Genomic DNA, 22,843 nt, shown 5'->3' with positions numbered 1-22,843 from the left:
CCGCTGTGGCCGCCGGAGAAAACGCTGAGGAGCATGCACGACATGGAACTCGATTACGAAAGCAAACGCCCGCTGTATATCCCTTATGCCGGCCCTATTCTGTTAGAATTTCCGTTACTTAATAAAGGCAGTGCCTTTACGCAGGAAGAACGTAACGAATTTAATCTTAACGGATTACTTCCTGAAACCGTAGAAACTATCGAAGAACAAGCAGAACGTGCCTGGCACCAGTTTCAGCAATTTAAAAACAATAACGATAAACACGTCTTTTTGCGTAATATTCAGGATACCAATGAGACACTGTTTTACCGTCTGCTGGATGACCATCTGGAAGAGGTGATGCCAATCATCTATACCCCGACCGTCGGCACGGCCTGTGAACACTTTTCTGAAATTTATCGCCGTGCCCGCGGTGTTTTTATCTCATACCCTAACCGTGAGCATATCGAAGATATGCTGCAAAATGCCACTAAGCAGAATGTCAAAGTTATTGTCGTCACTGACGGCGAGCGAATTCTCGGTTTAGGCGATTTAGGCATTGGTGGTATGGGAATACCTATTGGTAAACTCTCACTGTATACCGCCTGTGGCGGCATCAGCCCTGCCTATACGTTACCCATAGCGCTGGATGTCGGTACTAACAATCAGCAATTACTCAACGATCCTCTGTATATGGGCTGGCGTCATCCGCGGATCAGCGGCGAAGAGTACACAACATTTGTGAACGAATTTATTTCGGCCGTCAAGCGCCGCTGGCCCAATGTTCTGTTGCAGTTTGAAGACTTTGCTCAGAAAAATGCGATGCCGTTGCTGGAGCAATACCGCGACGAACTGTGCTGTTTTAACGACGATATCCAGGGCACTGCAGCCGTCGCTGTCGGCACCCTGGTGGCGGCCAGCCGCGCTGCCGGAAGCCGGATTTCTGAGCAGACCGTCGTCTTCCTCGGTGCCGGCTCTGCAGGCTGCGGAATTGCAGAACAAATTATTACCGAGATGAAAGCGGACGGACTGAGCGATAAACAGGCCCGTCAGCGGGTAATGATGGTCGATCGTTATGGCCTGCTCACGGATAAACTCACCAACCTGCTGCCATTCCAGACCCGCCTGATTCAGGATTCTGCGCATATTGCCGGCTGGCAGACAGAAAACGATGCTGTATCTCTGCTGGATGTTGTACGTAACGCAAAACCGACCGTACTGATTGGCGTCTCCGGACAACCGGGGCTGTTTACCGAAGAAATTATCCGGGAAATGCATCGCCACTGTCCGCGGCCAATCATTATGCCGTTATCTAATCCGACATCACGGGTTGAAGCGGTACCTGCCGATCTGATCGCCTGGACCGAGGGCGCAGCCCTGGTCGCCACCGGCAGTCCCTTTGCCCCGGTGACCTGGCAGGATAAAACCTATCCGATTGCACAGTGTAATAATGCTTATATCTTCCCGGGAATCGGTCTTGGTGTACTGGCTTCTAAAGCCAGCCGGATCACCGATGCCATGCTGATGAGCGCCAGTCGGGCGCTGGCCGACTGCTCACCGTTAGCGACCCGCGGTGAAGGTGCTGTTCTGCCAGAGTTAAAAGATATCCAGCAGGTCTCCCGTTATATCGCGATAGCCGTTGCAAAAGCGGCACAGGCCGAAGGTGTGGCCGCGGAAACGTCAGAAGAGGCTCTTTCACAGGCAGTAGAAGATAACTTCTGGAAACCCCTGTACCGTCACTATCGACGTACCTCAATCTGACAGCGGCTTCCCGGCAGTAACTCTCTGACATTGCCGGAGCCAATATCAGACCTTGCCTGCCCGAAGTGGCTCAAGTACCCTTGAGTCACTTTAACCGTCAATAAGTGAGTAATAAGGCCGCATGCTGAGACGTATCTTTACCATTACCTGTTGCCTGATTTTGCTGGCAGGAGTAACAGCATTAGGTCTCGATCGCTGGATCAGCTGGAAGACTGCACCTTATATCTATGAAAACGTCAGTGATTTACCCCATCGTGCAGTCGGCGTGGTGCTCGGTACGTCAAAATATTACCGTGGCGGTGAACCAAATCAGTACTATTTATACCGCATTCAGGGTGCACTGAACGCCTATAACAGCGGCAAAGTCAATTACCTGTTATTAAGCGGCGACAATGCCCTGCAAAGCTATAATGAACCCCGCACCATGCGTAAAGATCTTATCAAAGGCGGAGTCGATCCGGCCGACATTGTGCTGGACTATGCCGGATTCAGAACCCTGGATTCAATTATCCGCACAAGAAAAGTCTTTGATACCAATGACTTTATTATCATCACTCAGCGTTTCCATTGTGAAAGGGCGTTGTTTATCGCTATGCACCAGGGGATCCGCGCACAGTGTTATGCGGTCCCTTCACCGAAAAATATGCTGGGGATCCGTATCCGCGAGATTGGTGCGCGCCTGGCTGCACTGGCAGACTTGTATATATTCAAAAGTGAACCGCGTTTTCTCGGACCATTAATCCCGATACCCTCGGTGACAGAAATACCGGAAAACAGTCCCGGCTATCCGGCGGTGACCCCGTGGCAGGTCGATACAATGCCAGCGGCCCCCCGGCCGGCACCGGCAGCCACCGATAAACACTCGCCGGGTAATCCAGCCAGCGGCAGCGTCAAAGTGCTCCCGCAGCCTCCGGTACACAACAATACCAGTACTTCTGATTCAGGCGGTTTGCCGGGTCAGATACCGCCACAGGGCCTCCAGCGGTCCGCGACGGAAAAAATGCAGCCAGCAGACGGAAAACAACAGACTGACCAGCCAGATACAGGGAACGATCAGCAATAACTGCCAGCGTTGAAAATGCATAAACAACCCGCCAGTCGAAAAAATCAGAGTGCAAATCAGTGTCTGTAAAATGTAATTACTCAGGGCCATCCGGCCAACACAACACAGCAGATAACACACTCTGCTGGCTGCTATTTTTTTCCAGAAGCCGAGCACCAGGGATACATATCCAAGGCTGACCAGCGGACTGGCAATTTCTCCGGGCAACTGCAGATAAAAACCACTCCAGCGAAATGACCAGCCAGTCAGCCATTGGGCAGTCACCCCGGCGGCTTCCAGAGAAAATCCTGCCACCAGTAATAATCCGCCGCTACGGAGATATTCAGCCTGACTCCGCTTACCGATCAGCCAGCCGTTATGTACCAGTGCAGCACCGGCCAGCATCAGTCCGGACAATTCCCAGCCGTACTGGGTAAAAAACGCCAGCAGCATAGACCCGAGATGATCGAGCCGGTAATTTATGGCCACCAGCCCGGGATGCAGTTTCGTCTGTTTCTCGAAAGCGATTTCCGCCAGACCGGGTAACCAGCTACTGCCGCCCTGCCCGCCAGATAACATGCCAAACACCAGCAACATCAGGCAGCCGACCGTATAAAACAGTATCCCGGTGCGTAATAATGTCTGCCAGCTGCGAGCGTCCCGGATCAGCCGCCAGCTCAGTATACCGGCTATCCCCCATGCGACCAGGATATCTCCTTCCCAGAGCAGTACTGCGTGCAGCAAACCAAAAACAATCAGCCATCCCAGTCGGGATTGCAGCCAGCCCGTTCCTTTGGGCAGCAGGAACACCAGACCGGCCCCAAACAACAGTGCAAACAGATTAAGAAATTTCAGGCGGGCCACCATCTCCAGAGCTGCCCAGCAGACAGCATCCGCCAGGCTGACAGTGCCCTGCCAGGCCGGATTCAGGTAAGCCGCAGAAGGTAAAGCAAAGCTGATAATGTTAAGCAGTAAAATACCGAGGATCGCGGCACCACGGATAAAATCGAGCTGGGGATAACGTGGCATGGGTGTCCTGCAAAGCAAGCCAGGGCCGGCACCGTATTCACCGGCGGACCCTGTAAAAAAGAGATCAGTTATGTCTGACGGACCGTAAAAACTCCTGGCGGGTATTCTGACTCGACTTAAATAATCCCCCCAGTGAGGTGGTGGTGGTTGCACTGGTGGCATCCTGCACCCCGCGGGCTTTGACACAATAATGCACCGCATCAATACACACTGCGACATTATTGGTTCCGAGCAAAGTTTGCAGCGCGACCAGCACCTGCTGGGTCAGACGTTCCTGTACCTGCGGACGCCGTGCAAAAAACTGTACAATCCGGTTAATCTTTGAAAGACCGATCACTTTATCTTTCGGGATATAAGCGACCGTCGCTTTACCGTCGATCGTCACAAAATGGTGTTCACAGGTACTGGTCAGGGAAATATCACGTACCGTGACCATTTCATCGACCTTCATTTTGTTTTCAATAACCGTAATCTTTGGGAAATTCGCGTAGTCCAGACCGGAAAAAATTTCATCGACGTACATTTTAGCAATACGATGAGGCGTTTCGGTCAGGCTGTCATCCTGCAAATCCAGATTCAGTAACTGCATAATTTCGGTCATATGACCGGCAATAAGCGATTTACGTGTCTGGTCATCCAGCTCACGCGCAGGCTTACGTAAAGGGGTTTCCAGACCGCGTGCCACCAGTGCTTCATGTACCAGTGCCGCTTCCTGACTAAAAATGGACATTATTTCTTCTCCGGCAGGTGAATTCTCTGCCCTGAATGCGGACGGAGCATCATCATCAGCGCATATTGTGAAGCAGTCCACGAGGATTATCCAGTCTCTTACCGCAATCATCCTTTATCACTGTGTAAATATATTCACTGATTACTCCGCACAACAAGGTTGCCTGGCATCGGCTCTGGCCGTAAAATAACTCAAATCGTGAATAACCTGTTTAAAGTTAGTTTCATAAAGAGAATAATTATGGATTTGGTCCAGCTCCGGATGTTTTGTGCTGTCGCAGAAACCGGTTCCGTTGCCCGTGCCGCGGAACTACTGCACCGGGTTCCCTCAAATCTGACGACCCGGCTAAAACAACTTGAGGAAGAACTGGGGGCCGCTCTGCTGATCCGCGAAAAGCAGCGGGTGCGTTTATCACCGATGGGCCACAATTTCCTCGGCTATGCTCAGCGTATACTTGCCCTGAGCGAAGAAGCCATCAGTATGACCCGCCAGGGTGAACCCTCGGGTAACTTTGCTCTTGGCACCATGGAAAGCACTGCCGCCACCCGGTTACCGGCGTTATTGTCGGCTTACCATCAGCGCTACCCTGCCGTCTCTCTGTCACTGATCACCGGCACTTCAGGTGAAATTATCGATCATGTCCGCGAAGGTACGGTTGCGGCGGCACTGGCCGACAGACCGGAAGGTTACGATGAGTTAAACAGTTGTGTGGCTTTTGAAGAAGAGCTGGTGCTGATCACCAGTAGCGAACGCAACCGGGTCACCTGCCCGCGGGATGTACAGGGTGAAACTTTTTTCGCCTTCCGTAACAGCTGTTCTTACCGGTTAAAACTGGAAGAGTGGTTCCGCGAAGGAGATGCTCAGCCGGGCAGTATTATGGAGATACATTCTTATCATGCCATGATTGCCTGTGTGGCCGGAGGGGCCGGACTGGCCATTGCGCCTGCCTCGGTACTGGCACAAATCAGCGATCGTACACGGATTAAAACCCACCCTCTGCCCGAAAAGTATGGGAAGGTGTCAACCTGTCTGATCTGGCGACGGGATGCATTTACCCCCAATGTCGAAGCACTGAAAGAATTAATGCTGACCTTATTTACCCCGCCGCCAGCCTCCGGACGGCCAGTCAGCACCGGTAATTTGTAATAACGCATCACTGCCCGGACCGGCAGTGATGCACTCTGAGAACAAGACAGGAGCCATTATGTCCGAGATGACACTCTGCGAAGAACACCTGATGTTCGGCGGCCGCCAGCAACGCTGGCAACATCATTCTGCGGTGCTGGGATGCACCATGAGATTCAGCCTGTTTTTACCCCCGCGGGCCGCTACCGGCCCGGTACCGCTGATCTGGTGTCTTGCCGGTCTGACCTGCACCGATGAGAATTTTTCGATAAAGTCCGGGGCCCAGCGGCTGGCTGCACAAGCCGGTATCGCGCTAGTCATGCCTGATACCAGCCCGCGCGGAGAGCATGTTGCCGATGATGCTGCCTATGACCTGGGACAGGGTGCCGGTTTTTACCTGAATGCCACCCGTGCCCCCTGGAACCAGCACTACCGCATGTACGATTATCTGACCACTGAATTACCGTCATTACTGGACGGACTGTTTTCATTCAATGGTCGTCAGGCGATTATGGGGCACTCCATGGGCGGACACGGGGCCCTGGTACTGGCCCTGCGTGAGGCTGGCCGCTTTACGTCTGTTTCGGCCTTTGCTCCGATTGTCAATCCGGCGCAGGTGCCCTGGGGACAAAAAGCATTTACGGCTTACCTTGGGGAAAATGTTGCTGACTGGCAGTGCTATGATGCCTGTGCCCTGATGCAACAAGCTTCTCACCGGGTGCCGGTACTGATTGACCAGGGCAGTGCCGATACTTTTCTGCCCCTGCAATTACAACCAGAAGCCCTGGAAAAAATAGCACGTCAGCAACAGTTCGATTTCACATTACGCTGGCAGCAAGGCTACGATCATAGCTATTATTTTATTGCCAGCGTGATAGACGACCACCTGCGGTTCCATTCCCGTTATTTACAGGACGACGCAGAATAGTCTGCCGTCGCCGGACGGCGATCAGCGCAACATTAACCTCTGCTGTAAGTAAAAAAACCATGCCGCGGCATGGTTTTTTTACTTTATCGCTGTTTAGTCAGTATCAGTGCTTATCCTCACCGACAGCAGGAAATTCCATATCCTGATATCTGACAAACCGGGTGCCGCGGGACCATTTATAGCCCAGCCAGATCAACAGGAACAACGGAATACCGATATAGGTTGCCGTAACCCCATACCAGTCAATATGGTCTTCCATAAAGGCCTGATAGTTCTGTCCGAGAGTAATCAGCAGACAAAGCACAAAAGCAAACACCGGACCGAGCGGGAATAATCCGGAGCGGTAAGGCAAGGCATCCAGATCCAGTCCGCGAGCCACATAGCCACGGCGGAAACGATAGTGGCTGATGGCAATGCCCAGCCAGGCGATAAATCCGGTCATACCAGAGGTATTCAGTAACCACAGATATACTGTCTGGTTACCAAATTTTGACGACAGGAAACATAAGCCGGCAATTACCGTAGTCGCAATCAGGGCGTTACGTGGTACCCCGTTTGCCGTCAGGCGCGCAAAAATCTTTGGCGCTTTACCTTCCTGAGCCAGGGTAAACAGCATACGGGTTGAAGCATACATCCCGGAGTTACCGGCAGACAACACTGCCGTCAGGATCACCGCATTCATCACCGCTGCAGCAGACAGTAACCCGGCATTCTGAAACACCAGAGTAAACGGACTGACACTGATATCTTTAACATCATTGTGCAATAGCCGCGGGTCCGTATAAGGCAGCAGCAGGCTAATGATCAGAATCGCCAGCACGTAAAACAGCAGAATACGCCAGAAAACCTGCCGGACCGCGCGCGGAATATTTTTACCCGGATTTTCGGATTCCCCGGCAGCAATACCGATCAGTTCAGTGCCCTGGAAAGAGAACCCGACAATCATAGCCACACCAATCATGGCCGAAAAACCGCCGGCAAAAGGCGCATCGCCGATAGTCCAGTTATGCCAGCCGCCACCTGTACCTGCGCCGCGCATAATCCCGGTGACCATCAGCAGACCGACAATGATAAATACCACTACGGTGACAACTTTAATCAGTGAGAACCAGTATTCAGCTTCACCAAAGCCTTTAACGGAAATCACATTCAACAGGAAGATGATCGCCAGGAACAGGCAGCTCCAGATCCAGCCCGGTACTTCCGGCAGCCAGTAGCCCATGACCAGTTGCGCTGCCACCAGATCAACAGCGATGGTTACCGCCCAGTTGTACCAGTAGTTCCAGCCGAGGGCGAAACCAAATCCTTCTTCAACATATTTTGACCCGTAGGTTGCAAAAGAACCGGAGACCGGCATGTAAGCGGCCAGTTCCCCGAGGCTGGTCATCAAAAAATAGACCATCAGGCCAATAACGGCGTAAGAGAGCAATGCTCCCCCCGGCCCTGCCTGAGAAATGCTGGCACCTGAGGCAACAAACAAACCGGTACCAATTGAACCGCCAATGGCAATCATGGTCAGATGGCGGGCTTTTAATACGCGCTTCAGGGCAGGCTTATCTGTGGTATTTGAATTATTATTCATCAGTAAACACTATGCTGGATAAAAATGAGGCGCGATTGTACCAGCTAACTTATCACTGTATAGCATTACCACGGTTGTTATTAGTTACCTTCATGATTGTCCGGCGATTATTAGCAAACCTGCCATAAAGCAGGAATAAATACTGCCTCGCCGGTTCTTTTGGCTATCATTTTATTCATGACAATAGGACAAAAAACGCAGTAATGCGCGGGATAAATGCTTCTGCTGATGATGGATCCGGTACAGGGTCCGTGTCAGTGGCGGTAATGGCAGCGCTACCTGTCGCAGGCTGCCATTTTCCAGCTGGTCGGTAATTACCCGCCGTGACAGGCAGCTGACCCCCATACCATAACGGACCGCATGTTTGATGGCTTCGGAATTCCCCAGTTCCATCCCGACCCGGAAATAAGGTAAATGAGATAACAGAAGGTAATCGACAATCTCACGGGTACCGGATCCCCGTTCACGAAGGATCCACGGTGATAACGCCAGTCTTTCAAGGGTAACCGGCCGGGAGAAAATATCAGCACGGGGATCTGCGAAAACGACCAGCTCATCATCCATCCAGTTCTCACTGACAATCCCGGTCACATGACAAGGGCCTTCAATCAGCCCCACATCCACACGAAAATCGCTTACTGCCTGAATCACATCCTGACTGTTACCCACAGTCAGTTCCAGCGGGGAATGGGGATAGTCGCGACGGTAATTTGCCATCATTGCCGGCAGTAAATAATTCCCGATGGTACTGCTGGCAGCGATCTGTATCGCCCCTTCATCATCACAAAACAACTGTTCGGCTTCTTTTGCCTGTTCCAGTAAAGAGATGGCTTTCGGGTACAGCAACCTGCCATGTTCGTTAACCACCAGTCTTTTTCCTGCCCGGTCAAATAACTGTACCGACAGCTGGTTTTCCAGGTCTGCAAGGGCCGCACTGACAGCAGACTGAGACAAGGCCAGCTGTCGGGCAGCCTGAATGGTGGAACCATTCTTAACAATTGCACAAAATACGTCCAGTTGTCGCAGGGTAATATGCATGCTCTTTTCCTCCGGCAGGCGCGCAGACCAGGCTGCTAATTTACTTACCACTTATAATGGTTAATTATAAAATTATAATCAATTTCTCTTTTAATGAAAATCAATGCAGGATCGCGGGTGTTCAGCATACAGAGGAGAATGCCATGCACACCCGATACCAGGGATACAATCCTGCCGCAGCCATTAACTGGCTAAGTGGTATAGCCGTCACCGTGCTGATCGCTGCCGGTAGTATATTGCTGACACAGATTCAGCAAATTACAGCCACGGGACTGGGCACTCTAACCCTGGCGATTATTGCGGGAATGATTATCGGTAATCTGCTTCCGGCCCGCATCAGTGAGCACTGCACCGCCGGAATAAATTTCAGTAAACATTACCTGTTACGTGGCGGTATTATTTTGTACGGCTTTAACCTGACTTTTCAGCAAATCGGGACCATCGGTTATCAGGGCTTGTTTACCGACCTTATTATGCTGAGCAGTACCTTTTTTCTGACCTGTCTGGCGGGGATCTGCTGGCTGAAACTCGACCGGCAGACCGTCTGGCTGATTGGGGCTGGCAGCAGTATCTGCGGCGCTGCTGCGGTACTGGCCACCGGACCGGTGATCAGAGCCGGAGCAAATCACACGGCGGTGGCGATAGGGACAGTGGTGATCTTCGGCAGCAGTGCAATTATAATTTATCCGTTACTATGGAATCTTATCCATCCTCTGTACCCTGCCCTGACCGCCGCACAATTCGGTATTTATACCGGGTCCACAGTCCATGAAGTTGCCCAGGTCGTGGCGGCAGGTCATTCGATCAGTACTGAAGCAGAAAACAGTGCCGTCATTGCCAAAATGCTGCGGGTGATGATGCTGGCACCCTTTCTGTTATTGCTCAGTCAGTGGCTCACCGGCACCCTCCCGCAGCATGCCGGTCCGCAGGGCAAGATTCGTTTCCCGTGGTTTGCGCTGCTGTTTATGCTGGTGGCAGGGATTAATTCTTTCCATTTATTGCCGCAACCTGTGCTGCAACTTATCCATCATACCGATAATCTGATGCTGGCAATGGCCATGGCGGCCCTGGGGCTGACAACCCGCACCAGGCAACTCAGACAAGCGGGGCTGAAACCCATGCTGCTGGGTCTGCTGATATTTATCTGGCTGATTATTGGTGGTGCCGCGGTCAATCTGTTGCTATGGCATGTTATGAAGTAATTCCTCAGGTATTATAGTGTTAAATCTATCGCAAGCCCGATACTGAGGAGAAACGGCTATGAAGTTTATTGGTGCGCATGTCAGCGCTGCTGGCGGAGTCGAAAATGCAGTCCTGCGCGCACACGAATTAGAAGCTACCGCTTTTGCTCTGTTTACCAAAAATCAGCGTCAATGGCGGGCCGCAGCACTGACATCACAAACTATTGATGCGTTTCGCCAGGCCTGTGAAAAATATAATTTCAGTACGGCACAGATCCTGCCCCATGACAGTTACCTGATCAATCTGGGACATCCGGTCAGTGAAGCGCTGGAAAAATCACGGCTGGCTTTTATCGATGAAATGCAGCGGGCCGGATCACTGGGGCTGTCATTACTTAATTTTCATCCCGGCAGTCATCTGCAGCAAATTACTGAGTCAGCCTGTCTGAAACTGATTGCTGAGTCGGTGAACATTGCCCTTGATCAGACCGAAGGAGTGACTGCGGTGATAGAAAACACCGCCGGTCAGGGCAGTAACCTCGGCTTTCGTTTCGAACATCTCGCAGAAATCATTGACCAGGTTGAAGACAAAAGCCGGGTCGGGGTGTGTATCGATACCTGCCATGCTTTTGCCGCTGGCTATGATTTACGCAGCGTCGAAAGCTGTGAAGCGACTTTCAGGGAATTTGAACGGGTGGTCGGCTTTAAGTATCTGCGCGGCATGCACCTTAATGATGCAAAAAGCGAGTTCGGCAGTCGGGTCGACCGGCATCATAGCCTGGGCCAGGGAAATATCGGCAATACCGTTTTTAGCTGGCTGATGAAAGATCCACGTTTCGACGGTATTCCGTTAATTCTGGAAACCGTTGATCCGGAGATCTGGAAAGACGAAATCGCCTGGCTGAAAGCGCAACAAACGGCCTGAAAAAACTAAAACCCGGGGCGCTGTGCGCCACGGGTTTTTTTTCTGCTGCCAGCCGTCAGGCGGTAGCCGTGGTTGCTGCCACCGTTTCCGGTCTTTTCAGCAGCGCATAGGCGATACCTGAAAGCAGAGTACCCGTAATAATCGCCAGCAGATAACCTAATACCGGGGTGATCGCACCGGGGATCAGCAGAACAAACAAACCGCCATGAGGTGCCATCAACTGTGCGCCAACCGCCATAGAAATTGCGCCTGTTACCGCCCCCCCGACCATACAACACGGGATCACACGGATAGGATCCCTGGCGGCAAACGGAATCGCCCCTTCAGAAATAAAGCATAAGCCCAGCACCAGTGCTGCTTTACCGCCTTCCTGTTGTCCCTGATTGAATTTTTTACGGGCCAGCAACGTCGCCAGACCCATTGCCAGCGGTGGTACCATACCGGCGGCCATAATCGCAGCCATAGGCCCATAGGTTTTGGTACTTAACAGACCCACCCCAAACGCGTAGGCCACTTTATTGACCGGTCCGCCCATATCCGAACACATCATGCCACCCAATACCGCGCCTAACAGCACCGCATTCGCCGTTCCCATATTACCCAGCCAGTGGGTCAGTCCTTCCATTACCGCCGCAACAGGTTTACCGACAACGTAGATCATCAGCAATCCGGTCACCAGACTGGCCAGTAGCGGTATAATCAGAATAGGCTTCAGCGCTTCCATACTTTGCGGTAACTTCAGCCGGGTACTGATAAATTTAGCCACATAACCGGCAATAAACCCGGCAATAATCCCCCCGAGGAAGCCAGCATTCGTGCTGGTAGCCAGCATACCGCCAATCAGGCCCGGGGTTAAACCAGGACGATCGGCAATCGAGAAAGCGATATACCCGGCCAGTACCGGCACCATCAGGGCAAACGCACTGCCACCACCGATTTGCATCAGTGCGGCTGCCAGTGAGCCTTCCTGTTTAAAGGCATTGATACCAAAGGCAAAAGACAGAGCAATACATAACCCGCCGGCCACCACCATCGGTAGCATGTAAGACACCCCGGTCAGCAGGTGTCGGTAAGCACCGGCCTTTTCTTTACTGCTGTCACCACTACCCGCTGCAGCCGCCGGACTGCCGGCCGGGTTGTAGGGTTTCGCTTCACTCAGGGCTTTATCAAATTCCTGAGCAGTTTTCTTTAATGCCAGGCTGGTCGAGGTCCGGTACATTGGCTTGCCGGCGAATTTTGCCAAATCCACTTCGATATCTGCAGCCACAATGACCAGATCTGCAGCAGCAACTTCTTCGGGCGTAATCGCATTGCCAGCCCCGACTGAACCGCGGGTTTCGACCTTATACCACCAGCCACGTTTTTTCGCCTCTGCCTCAATCGCTTCTGCCGCCATAAAGGTATGCGCCACACCGGTCGGGCAGGCGGTGACCGCAACAATACGCTTAGGTCCGCCCGGCAGGTCAACCGCCGGCAGGACAGATTCGGCAATATCGGTGGCCTGCCATTCGCTGGCTTGTTCACGGGCAGTGGTCAGAAAAGCCACGCTATCATTCAGTAACGCCTGCAATTCACCTTGCCAGAGTTTTTTCCCTGACAATCCGCCGTCAGAAGGCAGAGTATTGCCTGCAACAATCACCAGTTCTGCATCTTCCGCTGAGGTGGTAAGTGTAATTCCGCTTTTTTCGGCAGCAGCTTCAGCCGCTTTGCCTGCAAAAAATGCACTGGCTTTGCCCAGTGATGCATCAGTTATCAGCAGCGCTTTCATCATTTATTCCTCTTCTGCTGTCAGTGGACGGGTTGTAAATCGACACGTGCCATCATTGCCGCCAGTTGTGCCCTGTCGGAGACGCCTACATTGCTCTGGCTGACAGCCAGTGCAGCCACTGCCGTTGCCAGCCGCAAGGTATGCTCACTGGACTCACGCATCAGCAGGCCATAAATCAGCCCGCCGACCATTGAGTCTCCGGCCCCCACAGTACTGACGACTTCACAGGCCGGGGGCTTCGCCAGCCATTCACCCGACGCATTAACCCATAATGCACCTTCGGCCCCCAGAGAGATCACCACATGGGCAATCCCTTCTTCACGTAACCGGTGGGCGCTGTCAATCACATCCTGCAGGGTTGGCAGTGGTTTTCCGGCCCAGGTTTCCAGTTCACGGCGATTAGGTTTAACCAGCCATGGTGCTGCTTTCAGCCCCGCTTCAAGTGCACTGCGGCTGCTGTCAAAAATAATGCACGGACATAAGGAACGCAGGGCTTTCATCCATTCGGTAAAGGCTTGCGGGGAAACACCTTCCGGCAGACTTCCGCTGACACAGACCATATCAAACTGACCCAGCCAGCTAAGGGAGTCCGTCGTAAAACGATCCCAGTCGCGGGGGGTGACACTGAAACCGGAGAAGTTAAAATCTGTCACATCACCGGTTTGCTCAGTCAGCTTAACGTTAATCCGGGTACGGCCCTCAACTACCTGAAAACGGTTAGCAATCCCCAGTTCACTGAATAATTGCTGAAACCCGTCCTGGTTTTCTTTGCCCAGAAAGCCACCCACAGTGACATCAATCCCCAGGTCTTTGAGTACCTTAGCAACATTGATACCTTTACCTGCAGCATGCAGGCCGGTAGTTTTCACCAGGTTAACTTCACCGAGTTCCACTGCCGGGGTCGAGCCCACCAGGTCATATGCCGGGTTTAATGTAATAGTCGCCACTCTTCTGCTCATGCTGCACCCTCCCCGAGACCACTATCGATGGCGGCTTTGATAGCGTCGATTGCCGCATGGGCATCTTCACCGCTGGCGGTGAAACGCAGCCGGTGGCCTTTTTTGACCCCGAGGGCAACGACTTTCATCAGGCTGCGTCCGTTGGCTGGTTTACCGCTGCCATCAAGATTAGTGACAGTAATATCACTGTTAAAGCCTTTGATTACACTCACCAGTGCGGTACTTGGTCTGGCATGCAAACCATGCTCATTGCGGATAACAAACTCAGCCGTAACGGCTTCACTGGCTGCCACATACTCACTGGTCAGCAATGACAGAATGCCTGCCTGATCGGCGGTAAGCAGTTGTCCGGCGTTATTACTGACTAATAATTTATGCAGATAACCTAACGCGCCCAGAGGCTGATCATCGATAGCGGAGACCGTAATCAACAGCGCAACCCGTTCATTGTCTGCCGTGGTGAAAGGCGTTGCCGGACGACTGACCGCAATCGCACTGAAAATATTGCCTGCGGCACTGTCATTCAGCCAGATACCCTGTCCCAGGTTCAGTGGTCTGGCAGAAATTACCTGACTGACAAAAGAAGCATCCACCGCGCCGGCGGCCTGTAACCGGCCGGCATTCAGTGCCTGCAGGGTCATCAGTTCAGCCGCAGCAACATCTGTCACAATCATTGAGGTATCAAAACGGAATTCTGCCGCCTGTTTTTCCCCCATCAGAATGGCGCGTAATTCTTCAGCTGACGCGGTTTTAAGTGTTTCAGCAATGCTGTCATCACTTAACACATGTGTCAGCTGACGCAGTAAAGTCAGGTGTTCATCAGATTTGGCCGCGATACCAATCACCACATAGGCGGTCTGGTCTTCACCCCAGCTAACGCCCTGCGGAAACTGAAATACCTGCACGCCGGTTTTCAATACCAAATCGCGGGTATCGGTCGTCCCGTGGGGTATGGCAATACCATTGCCGAGGAAAGTAGAAGTTTGCTGTTCGCGTGCCAGCATTCCGCTGACGTAAGCTTCGGTCACATTACCGGCAGAAGCTAATGCCGCCGCAACCTGACGAATAGCATCGGTTTTATCACTGGCGCTGGCACCCGTGTGTATCGCCTGAACATCGAGCTGGAACATAGTACTCCTCGCTATCTGCTGTTGAATCGTTTCAGCAACTTCCCGAAAAAAAATCACCCGGTCTGAACACAGGATCCCCATAAACGCTGAAACGTATCAGTTATACTGAAGTCGAAATGATTATGCCGCAAGAAATAACCGGATTTCGATTGTAAATTTTTGAGGCCACGCACAATTCATAATTGTTACTGACGATTCTACGGTATTCCGCTCAGAGAAAATTGATACAAATCATTGACGCGAATCCTTTTCAGCAAGCTTCAGCAAACAGTATCAGGGCGCAGTGGGTCAGCACCTAATCCACCCGCACAGCCCGTCGCCTGCCGTCGGGAGTCAACCCCGGCGCCCTGTAAAATCAGATGTTGTGCTGAATGAAACAGACTCGCGAGGAATATCAGCTTTTCATCCAGCCTTCAAAAGCAGCCTTCCAGTCAGGATGCCAGCGAGACAGAGCCGGACGGTTTTCGGTGATATCCTGAGTAGCCCACAGGATGCGTTTAGCATCCATTTCACTGGTAACGGCATTATCAGGACAGATAATGTAGAAGTCCCCGCGCTCAAAGCGCGGCAGAAAATAGTCGATAACCTGTGTTGCCGTCCATGCTTCATGCGGTTTTTTACCGTTATGCTCATCCATACCCGGATCATTCATATCAGTCCAGGTATAGCCCGGAACCAGAAGATGAGCCGTGAGTCTGGTACCGGTTTCCTGTAACAGCTGATGCGACAATTGTTCAGTAACAACTTTTACTGCGGCTTTTGAAGCATTATAAGCCGCAAATCCTGGCGGGGTTGTAATGCCTTCCTTTGACCCGAGGTTAACAATTGCTCCCTTTTTCGGCATTTTTAACATTTCAGGGAGAAACATATGCTGGACCGCGACCATTGACAACAGATTAACCTCCATCTGTTCTCTCCACAGATCGGGGGAATCACTGGCACCGGCAGTAATCTTGACCCCGGCATTGTTAAATAACAGACTCACCTCTAGCCGGGCACTGTAAACCTTGTCCATTAGCTGTTGCCGGTGTTCGCCACAGGTAATGTCACCCACCACCAGCTGTACTTTCGTATCAAGTTCGCTGGCCAGTTGTTCAAGCCGATACTTGTCACGATCGAAGAGAAACAGCGTCATCCCTTTTTGGGCCAGTACTCTTGCCGCCGCCGCTCCGATACCTTTTGCTGCACCGGTAATGACAGCAACATTACCTGCACTAATGATTTTGTCGTTCATGTGTGACTCCTGTCTTTTATACGTACTGATAAAAACATAATAAAAAGTGCCAATATGGAAAAACACGCCCCTACCCAGCCTGTAGAAATCCAGCTACCGCCCGAAACGATAATAAAACCGCCTGCTGCTGCGCCGAGGGCATTCGAAATATTAAATGCACTGTGAGTCAGTGATGAAGCAAGGGTCTGTGCCTCACCGGCAATATTCATCATATGTGACTGAAGTGCCGGTACGAGGGAAAAGCCACATCCGAGCATAAACAGCACAATAAGTGCCGGAGCTTTCAGGGTACCGGTCAGGGAAAACAGCCCGAGAAAAACGATATTCCAGAGAATGATCCCAAAAATTGAAGGGACCAGAGCAATATCAGCAAGCCGGCCGCCGATAATATTGCCGGCAACCATACCTGCTCCCCAAAGAGCAAGGATCCAAGGTACAGCCCCGAGAGGAAACCCTGCTGTATCCGTCAGCGCAGGAGTAATAAAGCTGTATACAGCAAACATCCCGGCAAAACTGACCGACGCGACTGCAAATGTCATCAGAATTTGTGGCTTTTTCAGTGCGCCAAGTTCTTTCAGCGGGGATGCTGACTTGTCTGCCGCAACAGATGGAATAAACAACACAACCATTAAGGCTGTCAGGACCAGACCCCAGGCTACGATCCAGAAGGACATACGCCACCCCAGCGCCTGCCCCGCCCGGGTAACCAGTGGAACGCCGGCAACGTTGGCTATGGCCAGTCCCAGCATGACATAACCGATATATCTGGCTTTATATTGCGGTGACACCATTGAAGCCGCCACCAGGGCGGAGACGCCATACCAGGCACCGTGAGGCATACCCGCTATAAAGCGGGCTGTCAGCATAGCATTATGACCTGCGGCCAGAGCGGTCAATGCATAGCCTGCAAATGCAATAACCAGCAACACCAACAGTAATGTTTTACGGTTATGACGCGCCCCCAGCACCGTAATCGCCGGGGCACCAATCACAACTCCGGCCGCATAAGCGCTGATATAGCCACCCGCTACAGGCACAGTGACGCCTGTTCCACGCGCCAGATCCGGCAGAAGACTCATCGGCGCGAATTCGCCCGTCCCTATAGATAATCCGCCCGCTCCCAAGGCAAGCATCGCAGGGAAAAGCCCCACAGGCGGGCGAATACGCTCATTCTGTCGGGAGAATGTTTGTTCAGACATTAATTATGACTCCACATCTATTCAGCTGCCTATAGCAAAAAATAAGAACCACTCCCCCCCGGGGTAATAATTTCCACCAGAGCGCTCCTTATCGTTCATAGCGCTGCGGGGAAATCGGTAACAGGAAATGGTGTATTAAACTGAAGTAAACTTTAACGTCTTCGAGGAAAATATTGATGAATCAGATCGCCAGCAACGATGAATCTGATTCAACAATGTACGTTATTTAATTTTACAGATAAGCACTCAGCCAGCCCTTAAGGCGACAGACCAGACTTTTTCTGTTTACCGGTAAATAATGTTTCTGGCAGAAAAATCGTTCTGCGAGGCAGCGTCGGGTTGCATCATTTTGTTCAATGAGTCTACACTTACCACCTTTCAGGTACGATTCTGTGTGTTGTTATTTGACAGTGTATTGAATTTTTATCAACGGTCTAATCTCATGTCCGCCAGGCATTCAACAACTCTGACCCGCAGCGATCTTGCTGAACTCAATGCGTTTCTGATTACTGAAGAAATGCGAAGTTTTACAAAAGCAGCTATCGCATTAGGGATTACCACTTCTGCACTTAGCCATACCATACGCAACCTTGAGACCAGACTGGGTGTCAGGCTGCTGAACAGAACCAGCCGTACGGTTTCACCTACCGAGGCAGGAGCAAGCCTTGCACTCCGCCTTGCAATGGGTTTCAAAGAAATAGCAGCCGCTCTTGAAGAAATTAATCGTCTGCGTGATACCCCCGTCGGGAAGCTCAGGCTTAATGTGCTAAGTGACGGGGCACGTCTTATTATCGCGCGCCACCTGACGCGTTTCATCAGCAAGTACCCCGAGGTAGAACTGGAAATCAGTGTAGATGACAGGATGGTTGATATTATCTCGGAAGGCTTTGATGCCGGGATACGTTTTGGCGGAACCGTCCCTGAAGATCTCGTCGCGGTCAGACTGGGAAAAGAACTCAGATGGGTGGCCGTAGCATCACCACGCTATCTTTATCAGCATACACCGCCCGCTGTGCCTGAAGATTTGCGCCTGCATGAATGTATTCAATTACGTACCGGACAGGGAGTCATTTATAAGTGGGAATTTCGTAAAGGTAATGACTATCGTGTAATTGATGTCAAAGGGCAGATCTGCGTGAGTGAAACAGCACTGGCCATTGAACTGGCCTTATCCGGGGCCGGTATCGCCTACTGCCTTGAAGAACGAGTCCGTAGTTATCTTTATGATGGCAGTCTCAGAGCAGTGCTCCCTGACTGGGCACCTGTAGAAGATCCTATGTACCTCTACTATCCTGGCCACCGGCAGGTTCCACAGGGCCTGAAGGAGCTAATTGAGGTGCTCAGAGAAGAGATTGACACGGATAATTCCATTTATCCTGAATGACCTGCGGCCTGCTCTCAGCCGTAATTTATCGTGAACTGACCAGACTGATATACGCAATGACCTGATATTACGGCGCAGTTACCGCTTCTAACTGCAATAAATACGTCATCGCTGCATCACGATCCGTCAGACACATATCCTGAGAAGGCTGAAGATTTCCGCAGACTTCAGGCCGCAGGGCTGAACCAAAAATATTGCATAAGTTCTCTTCAGATAACTGAATACATCTGACATTCGCGGGTTACCGAGAGGCATTCCGGGAATAGGGGAAGAGATTGACGGGGCAATACAACAGGCCCCGCATTGCGAACGACATTCCACAGGATACTCCGCTAACGAACGAAAAGGCCGGGGCCGGAGCAGTCAGGGTAACATTTATTCCGGTAGCGAACAGCTATCGGTAAACATTTTCTCTGTTGCCCTATTGCCTGCCGGCGATTGCGCGGGTAACGTTGCGCCAAAATTCTGTTTTACTCACATAGAGAGAGTTCTGATGCCAAAGGCAAATGAAATAAAACGTGGTATGGCAGTCACCTGGAACGGAAAATTACTGCTGGTGAAAGATATTGATGTACAGAGCCCGAGCGCCCGCGGCGCTGCCACCCTGTATAAAATGCGTTTTACCGATATCCGTAGCGGTATGAAAGTGGAAGAGCGTTTTAAAGGTGATGATATTGTCGATACCATCGCACTCAGCCGCCGCGCGGTGACTTTTTCTTATATTGACGGTGACGAGTATGTCTTTATGGATGATGAAGACTATACCCCCTACCATTTCAATAAAAATCAGATCGAAGAAGAACTGCTGTTTATTCCGGAAAACGGTATTCCCGGGATGCACGTACTGACAATGGACGGCCAGATTCTGGCCCTCGAATTGCCCCAGACCGTGGATATGGAAATTACCGATACCTCTCCGGGCATTAAAGGTGCTTCAGCCAGTGCCCGCACTAAACCCGCAGGTATGGTGACCGGCCTGGTTATTCAGGTCCCTGAATACCTGAGTAACGGTGATAAAATCAGGATCCATATTCCTGAGCGCCGTTATATGGGCAGAGCAGATTAAGTATCACTCCCCTGCTATCCGCGGCAAAAGTGACCTCTGGCCAGAGCATTAACCCGGCCGGCGGGTCACTTTCTGCCACAGATCATAGTGCGATCCTCTGTGCCAGTTAATGTGCTATTTTTTCACATTTCAGTGGTAAATATTTACAGTTTTCTACTCCTCATCCCCTGATTCGTTCAATGTAATAATGGATTAACCGTTATAATCGCCGCGTTTTTATTATGATGACCGCAAGTCTGCGTCTGGCTTCGCTGTCCATTCAGGGAATATTAAACATCTGTTTAATTTTTCTGCCTGAGTTTGTTGAATTAATTTTATTCTGAGTTTAAAAATGCGCCTTTCACGTCTGATAACTATTCTCCTGCTTAACGCTTCAGGTCTTGCTCTGTTTTTTTCATGGTATCTTCCGGAACATCACGGCTTCTGGTTTGCTATTGATAAATCGATATTTTTCGACTTTAACAGCCGTATGGTATCCCATCCTGCGTTTGCAAAATTCGTAGCAATTACTAATTACCGCGGGTTTGATGCAGTTTCTCTGATTGCTATGGGATTACTTTACTATTCTTACTGGCGGAAAAATTCTCCGGCCGGACGTCATCGAATGCTGGCGATCGGTATTACCCTGTTACTGAGTGCCGTTGTGCTGAATCAGCTGGGACACAGAATCCCGGTGGTGCATTCCAGCCCGACCTTGTTTTTCCAGAACGTTCACCGGGTCGGCGAACTTACCGGAATTCCGACGAAAGATGCCTCGTCAGACAGTTTCCCCGGTGACCACGGTATGATGCTGATGATTTTCGCCTGCTTTATGTGGCGTTATTTTGGTGGTCGTGCTTTTGCCAAAGCCGCAGTCATTTTCTTTATCTTTGCCCTGCCGCGGGTGATGGCCGGTGCGCACTGGTTTACCGATATTGCAGTCGGCTCCCTGTCGGTGGTGCTGGTCGGTATGAGTTGGTGGCTACTGACACCAGGCAGTGATGCGGTGGTTAACTTTCTGGACAGAAAGTTACCACGCCGTAAGTAGTAATCAGGTTGTACCGGAGTAAAAAGCGCCAGTCAGGCGCTTTTTACTGTGAGTCTGCAGTATTTAACTATTCAGTTCTTCATTATCGGTAATTTCAGGCACCGGCAGGCTGGTAATAACCCCCCAGTAGTAACAGACCAGTGCAATAATCGTTACCAGGATCATATCTGTCGGGGCAGCAATGATATTAATGCCACCGAAAGTTCCCAGATAAGACACCAGCAGCACCAGCAGATAGTACACCAGTAACCACCAGCCACATTTCAGATCCCGTCCCGAAGTGACACTCTTATTACCGAATAAGACGTAACCGACCCAGGCAATCACCAGTACCGGAATTAACAGTTCATTGACCGACCAGCCGCTCCAGTAAATCAGTAAAGTACTGGCAACAAAAGCCAGCGGGCTGAAAATCGCCGCAACCGGCAGACGGAAAGGCCTAGCCATATCCGGCAGATGACGACGGAATGCGCCAAGAGTGACCGGCCCCGGCATATATGTAAAGACGGTCGCCGAGGTCACAGCGCCAATCAGCCCGCCCCATACCTGAAATTCGGAAGGTAATGTCCAGGCAATGGAAAGCATCAGTGACAGCCATAAAGCGCCGCGCGGAACACCGGATTTAGGGTCAACTTCACCAAACACTTTAAATAAATGACCATTACGCGCCCAGGCAAATAATACCCGGCTGGCACCCGCCAGATAAATATTACCGGTACCGGCAGGAGAAATAACAGCATCCACCAGGATTAGATTAATCAGCCAGGTGATACCGAGACTGCGTGCAAGATCAGCGTAAGGAGACTGGAAAACAGCTTTAAGGCCATCCCAGCCATGGGCTGACAGAGCTTCTGAAGGCACAGCCCCCATAAAAGCATACTGTAATGCGATATAAATAATAAAGCTGACAGCAATAGCGATCATAATTGATAGCGGGACATTACGCTGCGGATTTTTCGCCTCACTGGCAAAATCCACCGCCTGACGGAATCCCAGATAGGCGAAAACAATCCCTGCCCCCGTCAGAGAGGTGAAAATACCGTGAGCACCGCCGGGCGGCGGCGGTGGCACATCCAGATTAGCACCATGGTAATACATAAATAACGTACCAATCGTCAGCAGAGGCACAATAAATTTAAAGGTAGTAATAATAGTATTTACCCGGCCGAAAACACTGACACTCCAGTAATTTAATAGGAAAAAACCCACCAGCAGCAGAATTTGTACCGCAAAACCAGAGGCTGTCGGACTGCCATCCGGGTGGCTGAGCGCGGGCCACCAGTATTGTGCATATTGTCGTACCGCTTCTACCTCAACCCCGGCAGTACTGGTATATGCCAGCAGCGAGCTGACGCCGATAACAAATCCCACCACATTACCGTGAGAGAAATTAGGGTAACGGACAAAGCCGCCAGCCCGTGGAATAGCCGCCGAAAGTTCGGCAAACACTAAGCCAATCAGCAATACAATGATTGCTCCCAGTATCCATGCCCAGCCGGTCTGTGCACCTGCATAGCCTGAACTGGTCAGTGCTGCATACAACCAGCCGGAACCTATCATTGACCCTATACCCAGCAGGCTGAGATCAACCAGTCCTAATTTTTGTTTAAATGCACCCTTTGCCATAAACACCTCTTAATGTGATATCCCGACCAGACATCTGGTTTAGGTTATGGTTTATGTATTGCTGTTGTTATTTCCTTTCCCTTCAGGCTTAGCATTTTGCATGCCATATATAACAACAACCCCACAGTGG

General features: G+C 51.2%; 18 protein-coding genes and 2 pseudogenes. 9 read left to right on the top strand and 11 right to left on the bottom strand.

Annotation, left to right across the window (positions count from 1 at the left end; genetic code table 11):
* Positions 1–42 precede the first annotated feature (42 nt).
* A complete protein-coding gene (locus JK198_RS05465; protein ID WP_212707167.1) occupies positions 43–1,740 on the top strand; it encodes an NAD-dependent malic enzyme in 1,698 nt (565 codons plus the stop codon).
* Between the two features lie 121 nt (positions 1,741–1,861).
* Positions 1,862–2,551, top strand: a pseudogene (sanA, locus tag JK198_RS05460) (outer membrane permeability protein SanA); the annotation flags it as partial.
* Between the two features lie 129 nt (positions 2,552–2,680).
* Here the strand turns inward: sanA and yeiB are convergent.
* Positions 2,681–3,811, bottom strand: a complete 1,131-nt coding sequence (gene yeiB, locus JK198_RS05455; RefSeq protein WP_212707168.1) for a DUF418 domain-containing protein YeiB — start codon at positions 3,809–3,811, stop codon at positions 2,681–2,683.
* Positions 3,812–3,875: 64 nt separating this feature from the next.
* The gene (folE, locus tag JK198_RS05450; protein ID WP_212707169.1) at positions 3,876–4,541 is read right to left on the bottom strand and encodes a GTP cyclohydrolase I FolE; all 666 of its coding nucleotides are present in this window, start codon (positions 4,539–4,541) and stop codon (positions 3,876–3,878) included.
* Between the two features lie 240 nt (positions 4,542–4,781).
* Here folE and JK198_RS05445 point away from each other — a divergent pair, with 240 nt between their 5' ends.
* Positions 4,782–5,687: a LysR family transcriptional regulator gene (locus JK198_RS05445; RefSeq protein ID WP_212707170.1), complete on the top strand. Its 906-nt coding sequence runs from the start codon at positions 4,782–4,784 to the stop codon at positions 5,685–5,687.
* A 67-nt stretch (positions 5,688–5,754) separates the two neighbouring features.
* The gene (gene fghA, locus JK198_RS05440) at positions 5,755–6,594 is read left to right on the top strand and encodes an S-formylglutathione hydrolase (RefSeq protein ID WP_212710016.1); all 840 of its coding nucleotides are present in this window, start codon (positions 5,755–5,757) and stop codon (positions 6,592–6,594) included.
* 103 nt (positions 6,595–6,697) lie between these two features.
* Here fghA and JK198_RS05435 read toward each other — a convergent pair whose 3' ends face one another.
* Positions 6,698–8,176 (bottom strand): amino acid permease, encoded by a 1,479-nt coding sequence (locus tag JK198_RS05435; protein ID WP_212707171.1) that lies wholly within the window; start codon positions 8,174–8,176, stop codon positions 6,698–6,700.
* A 171-nt stretch (positions 8,177–8,347) separates the two neighbouring features.
* Positions 8,348–9,214 (bottom strand): DNA-binding transcriptional regulator YeiE, encoded by an 867-nt coding sequence (gene yieE, locus JK198_RS05430; protein WP_212709956.1) that lies wholly within the window; start codon positions 9,212–9,214, stop codon positions 8,348–8,350.
* A gap of 143 nt (positions 9,215–9,357) precedes the next feature.
* Here yieE and JK198_RS05425 point away from each other — a divergent pair, with 143 nt between their 5' ends.
* Together JK198_RS05425 and nfo are read left to right on the top strand one after the other, a co-directional pair.
* Entirely contained in the window at positions 9,358–10,416 is a 1,059-nt protein-coding gene (locus JK198_RS05425) for a YeiH family protein (RefSeq protein ID WP_212709957.1), read from the top strand.
* A gap of 58 nt (positions 10,417–10,474) precedes the next feature.
* Positions 10,475–11,320 carry a deoxyribonuclease IV gene (nfo, locus tag JK198_RS05420; RefSeq protein ID WP_212707174.1) on the top strand — a complete coding sequence of 282 codons (846 nt, stop codon included), beginning with the start codon at positions 10,475–10,477 and terminating at the stop codon, positions 11,318–11,320.
* Between the two features lie 55 nt (positions 11,321–11,375).
* Here nfo and fruA read toward each other — a convergent pair whose 3' ends face one another.
* From fruA to JK198_RS05395, 5 genes are all read right to left on the bottom strand, one after another.
* A complete protein-coding gene (gene fruA / locus JK198_RS05415; RefSeq protein ID WP_212710017.1) occupies positions 11,376–13,088 on the bottom strand; it encodes a PTS fructose transporter subunit IIBC in 1,713 nt (570 codons plus the stop codon).
* A gap of 20 nt (positions 13,089–13,108) precedes the next feature.
* Positions 13,109–14,047, bottom strand: a complete 939-nt coding sequence (gene fruK / locus JK198_RS05410) for a 1-phosphofructokinase (protein ID WP_212707175.1) — start codon at positions 14,045–14,047, stop codon at positions 13,109–13,111.
* Entirely contained in the window at positions 14,044–15,177 is a 1,134-nt protein-coding gene (gene fruB / locus JK198_RS05405) for a fused PTS fructose transporter subunit IIA/HPr protein (RefSeq protein ID WP_212709958.1), read from the bottom strand. Before fruB ends, fruK begins: the two co-directional genes overlap by 4 nt.
* 394 nt (positions 15,178–15,571) lie before the next feature.
* Entirely contained in the window at positions 15,572–16,411 is an 840-nt protein-coding gene (locus JK198_RS05400; protein WP_212707177.1) for an SDR family oxidoreductase, read from the bottom strand.
* Positions 16,408–17,610 (bottom strand): MFS transporter, encoded by a 1,203-nt coding sequence (locus JK198_RS05395; RefSeq protein WP_212709959.1) that lies wholly within the window; start codon positions 17,608–17,610, stop codon positions 16,408–16,410. The genes JK198_RS05400 and JK198_RS05395 overlap by 4 nt, the downstream gene beginning before the upstream one ends.
* A gap of 442 nt (positions 17,611–18,052) precedes the next feature.
* Between JK198_RS05395 and JK198_RS05390 the strand changes: the two genes are divergently transcribed.
* Positions 18,053–18,994: a LysR family transcriptional regulator gene (locus JK198_RS05390; protein WP_212707179.1), complete on the top strand. Its 942-nt coding sequence runs from the start codon at positions 18,053–18,055 to the stop codon at positions 18,992–18,994.
* 67 nt (positions 18,995–19,061) lie between these two features.
* Here JK198_RS05390 and JK198_RS16780 read toward each other — a convergent pair.
* Positions 19,062–19,315: pseudogene (locus tag JK198_RS16780) on the bottom strand (YkgJ family cysteine cluster protein).
* A 172-nt stretch (positions 19,316–19,487) separates the two neighbouring features.
* On the opposite strand from JK198_RS16780, the gene yeiP reads away from it, so the two are divergent.
* Together yeiP and JK198_RS05375 are read left to right on the top strand one after the other, a co-directional pair.
* The gene (gene yeiP, locus JK198_RS05380) at positions 19,488–20,060 is read left to right on the top strand and encodes an elongation factor P-like protein YeiP (RefSeq protein WP_212707181.1); all 573 of its coding nucleotides are present in this window, start codon (positions 19,488–19,490) and stop codon (positions 20,058–20,060) included.
* A 331-nt stretch (positions 20,061–20,391) separates the two neighbouring features.
* The gene (locus JK198_RS05375) at positions 20,392–21,087 is read left to right on the top strand and encodes a phosphatase PAP2 family protein (RefSeq protein ID WP_212707182.1); all 696 of its coding nucleotides are present in this window, start codon (positions 20,392–20,394) and stop codon (positions 21,085–21,087) included.
* A gap of 63 nt (positions 21,088–21,150) precedes the next feature.
* Here the strand turns inward: JK198_RS05375 and JK198_RS05370 are convergent, their stop codons facing one another.
* A complete protein-coding gene (locus tag JK198_RS05370) occupies positions 21,151–22,713 on the bottom strand; it encodes an APC family permease (RefSeq protein ID WP_212707183.1) in 1,563 nt (520 codons plus the stop codon).
* Between the last annotated feature and the right edge of the window lie 130 nt (positions 22,714–22,843).

The sequence above is a fragment of the Tatumella sp. JGM91 genome, assembly GCF_018257575.1.
GTDB lineage: Bacteria > Pseudomonadota > Gammaproteobacteria > Enterobacterales > Enterobacteriaceae > Tatumella > Tatumella punctata.
The sequence above is the reverse complement of the archived record's forward strand: the minus strand, read 5'-3'. Positions and strand labels throughout refer to the sequence as shown.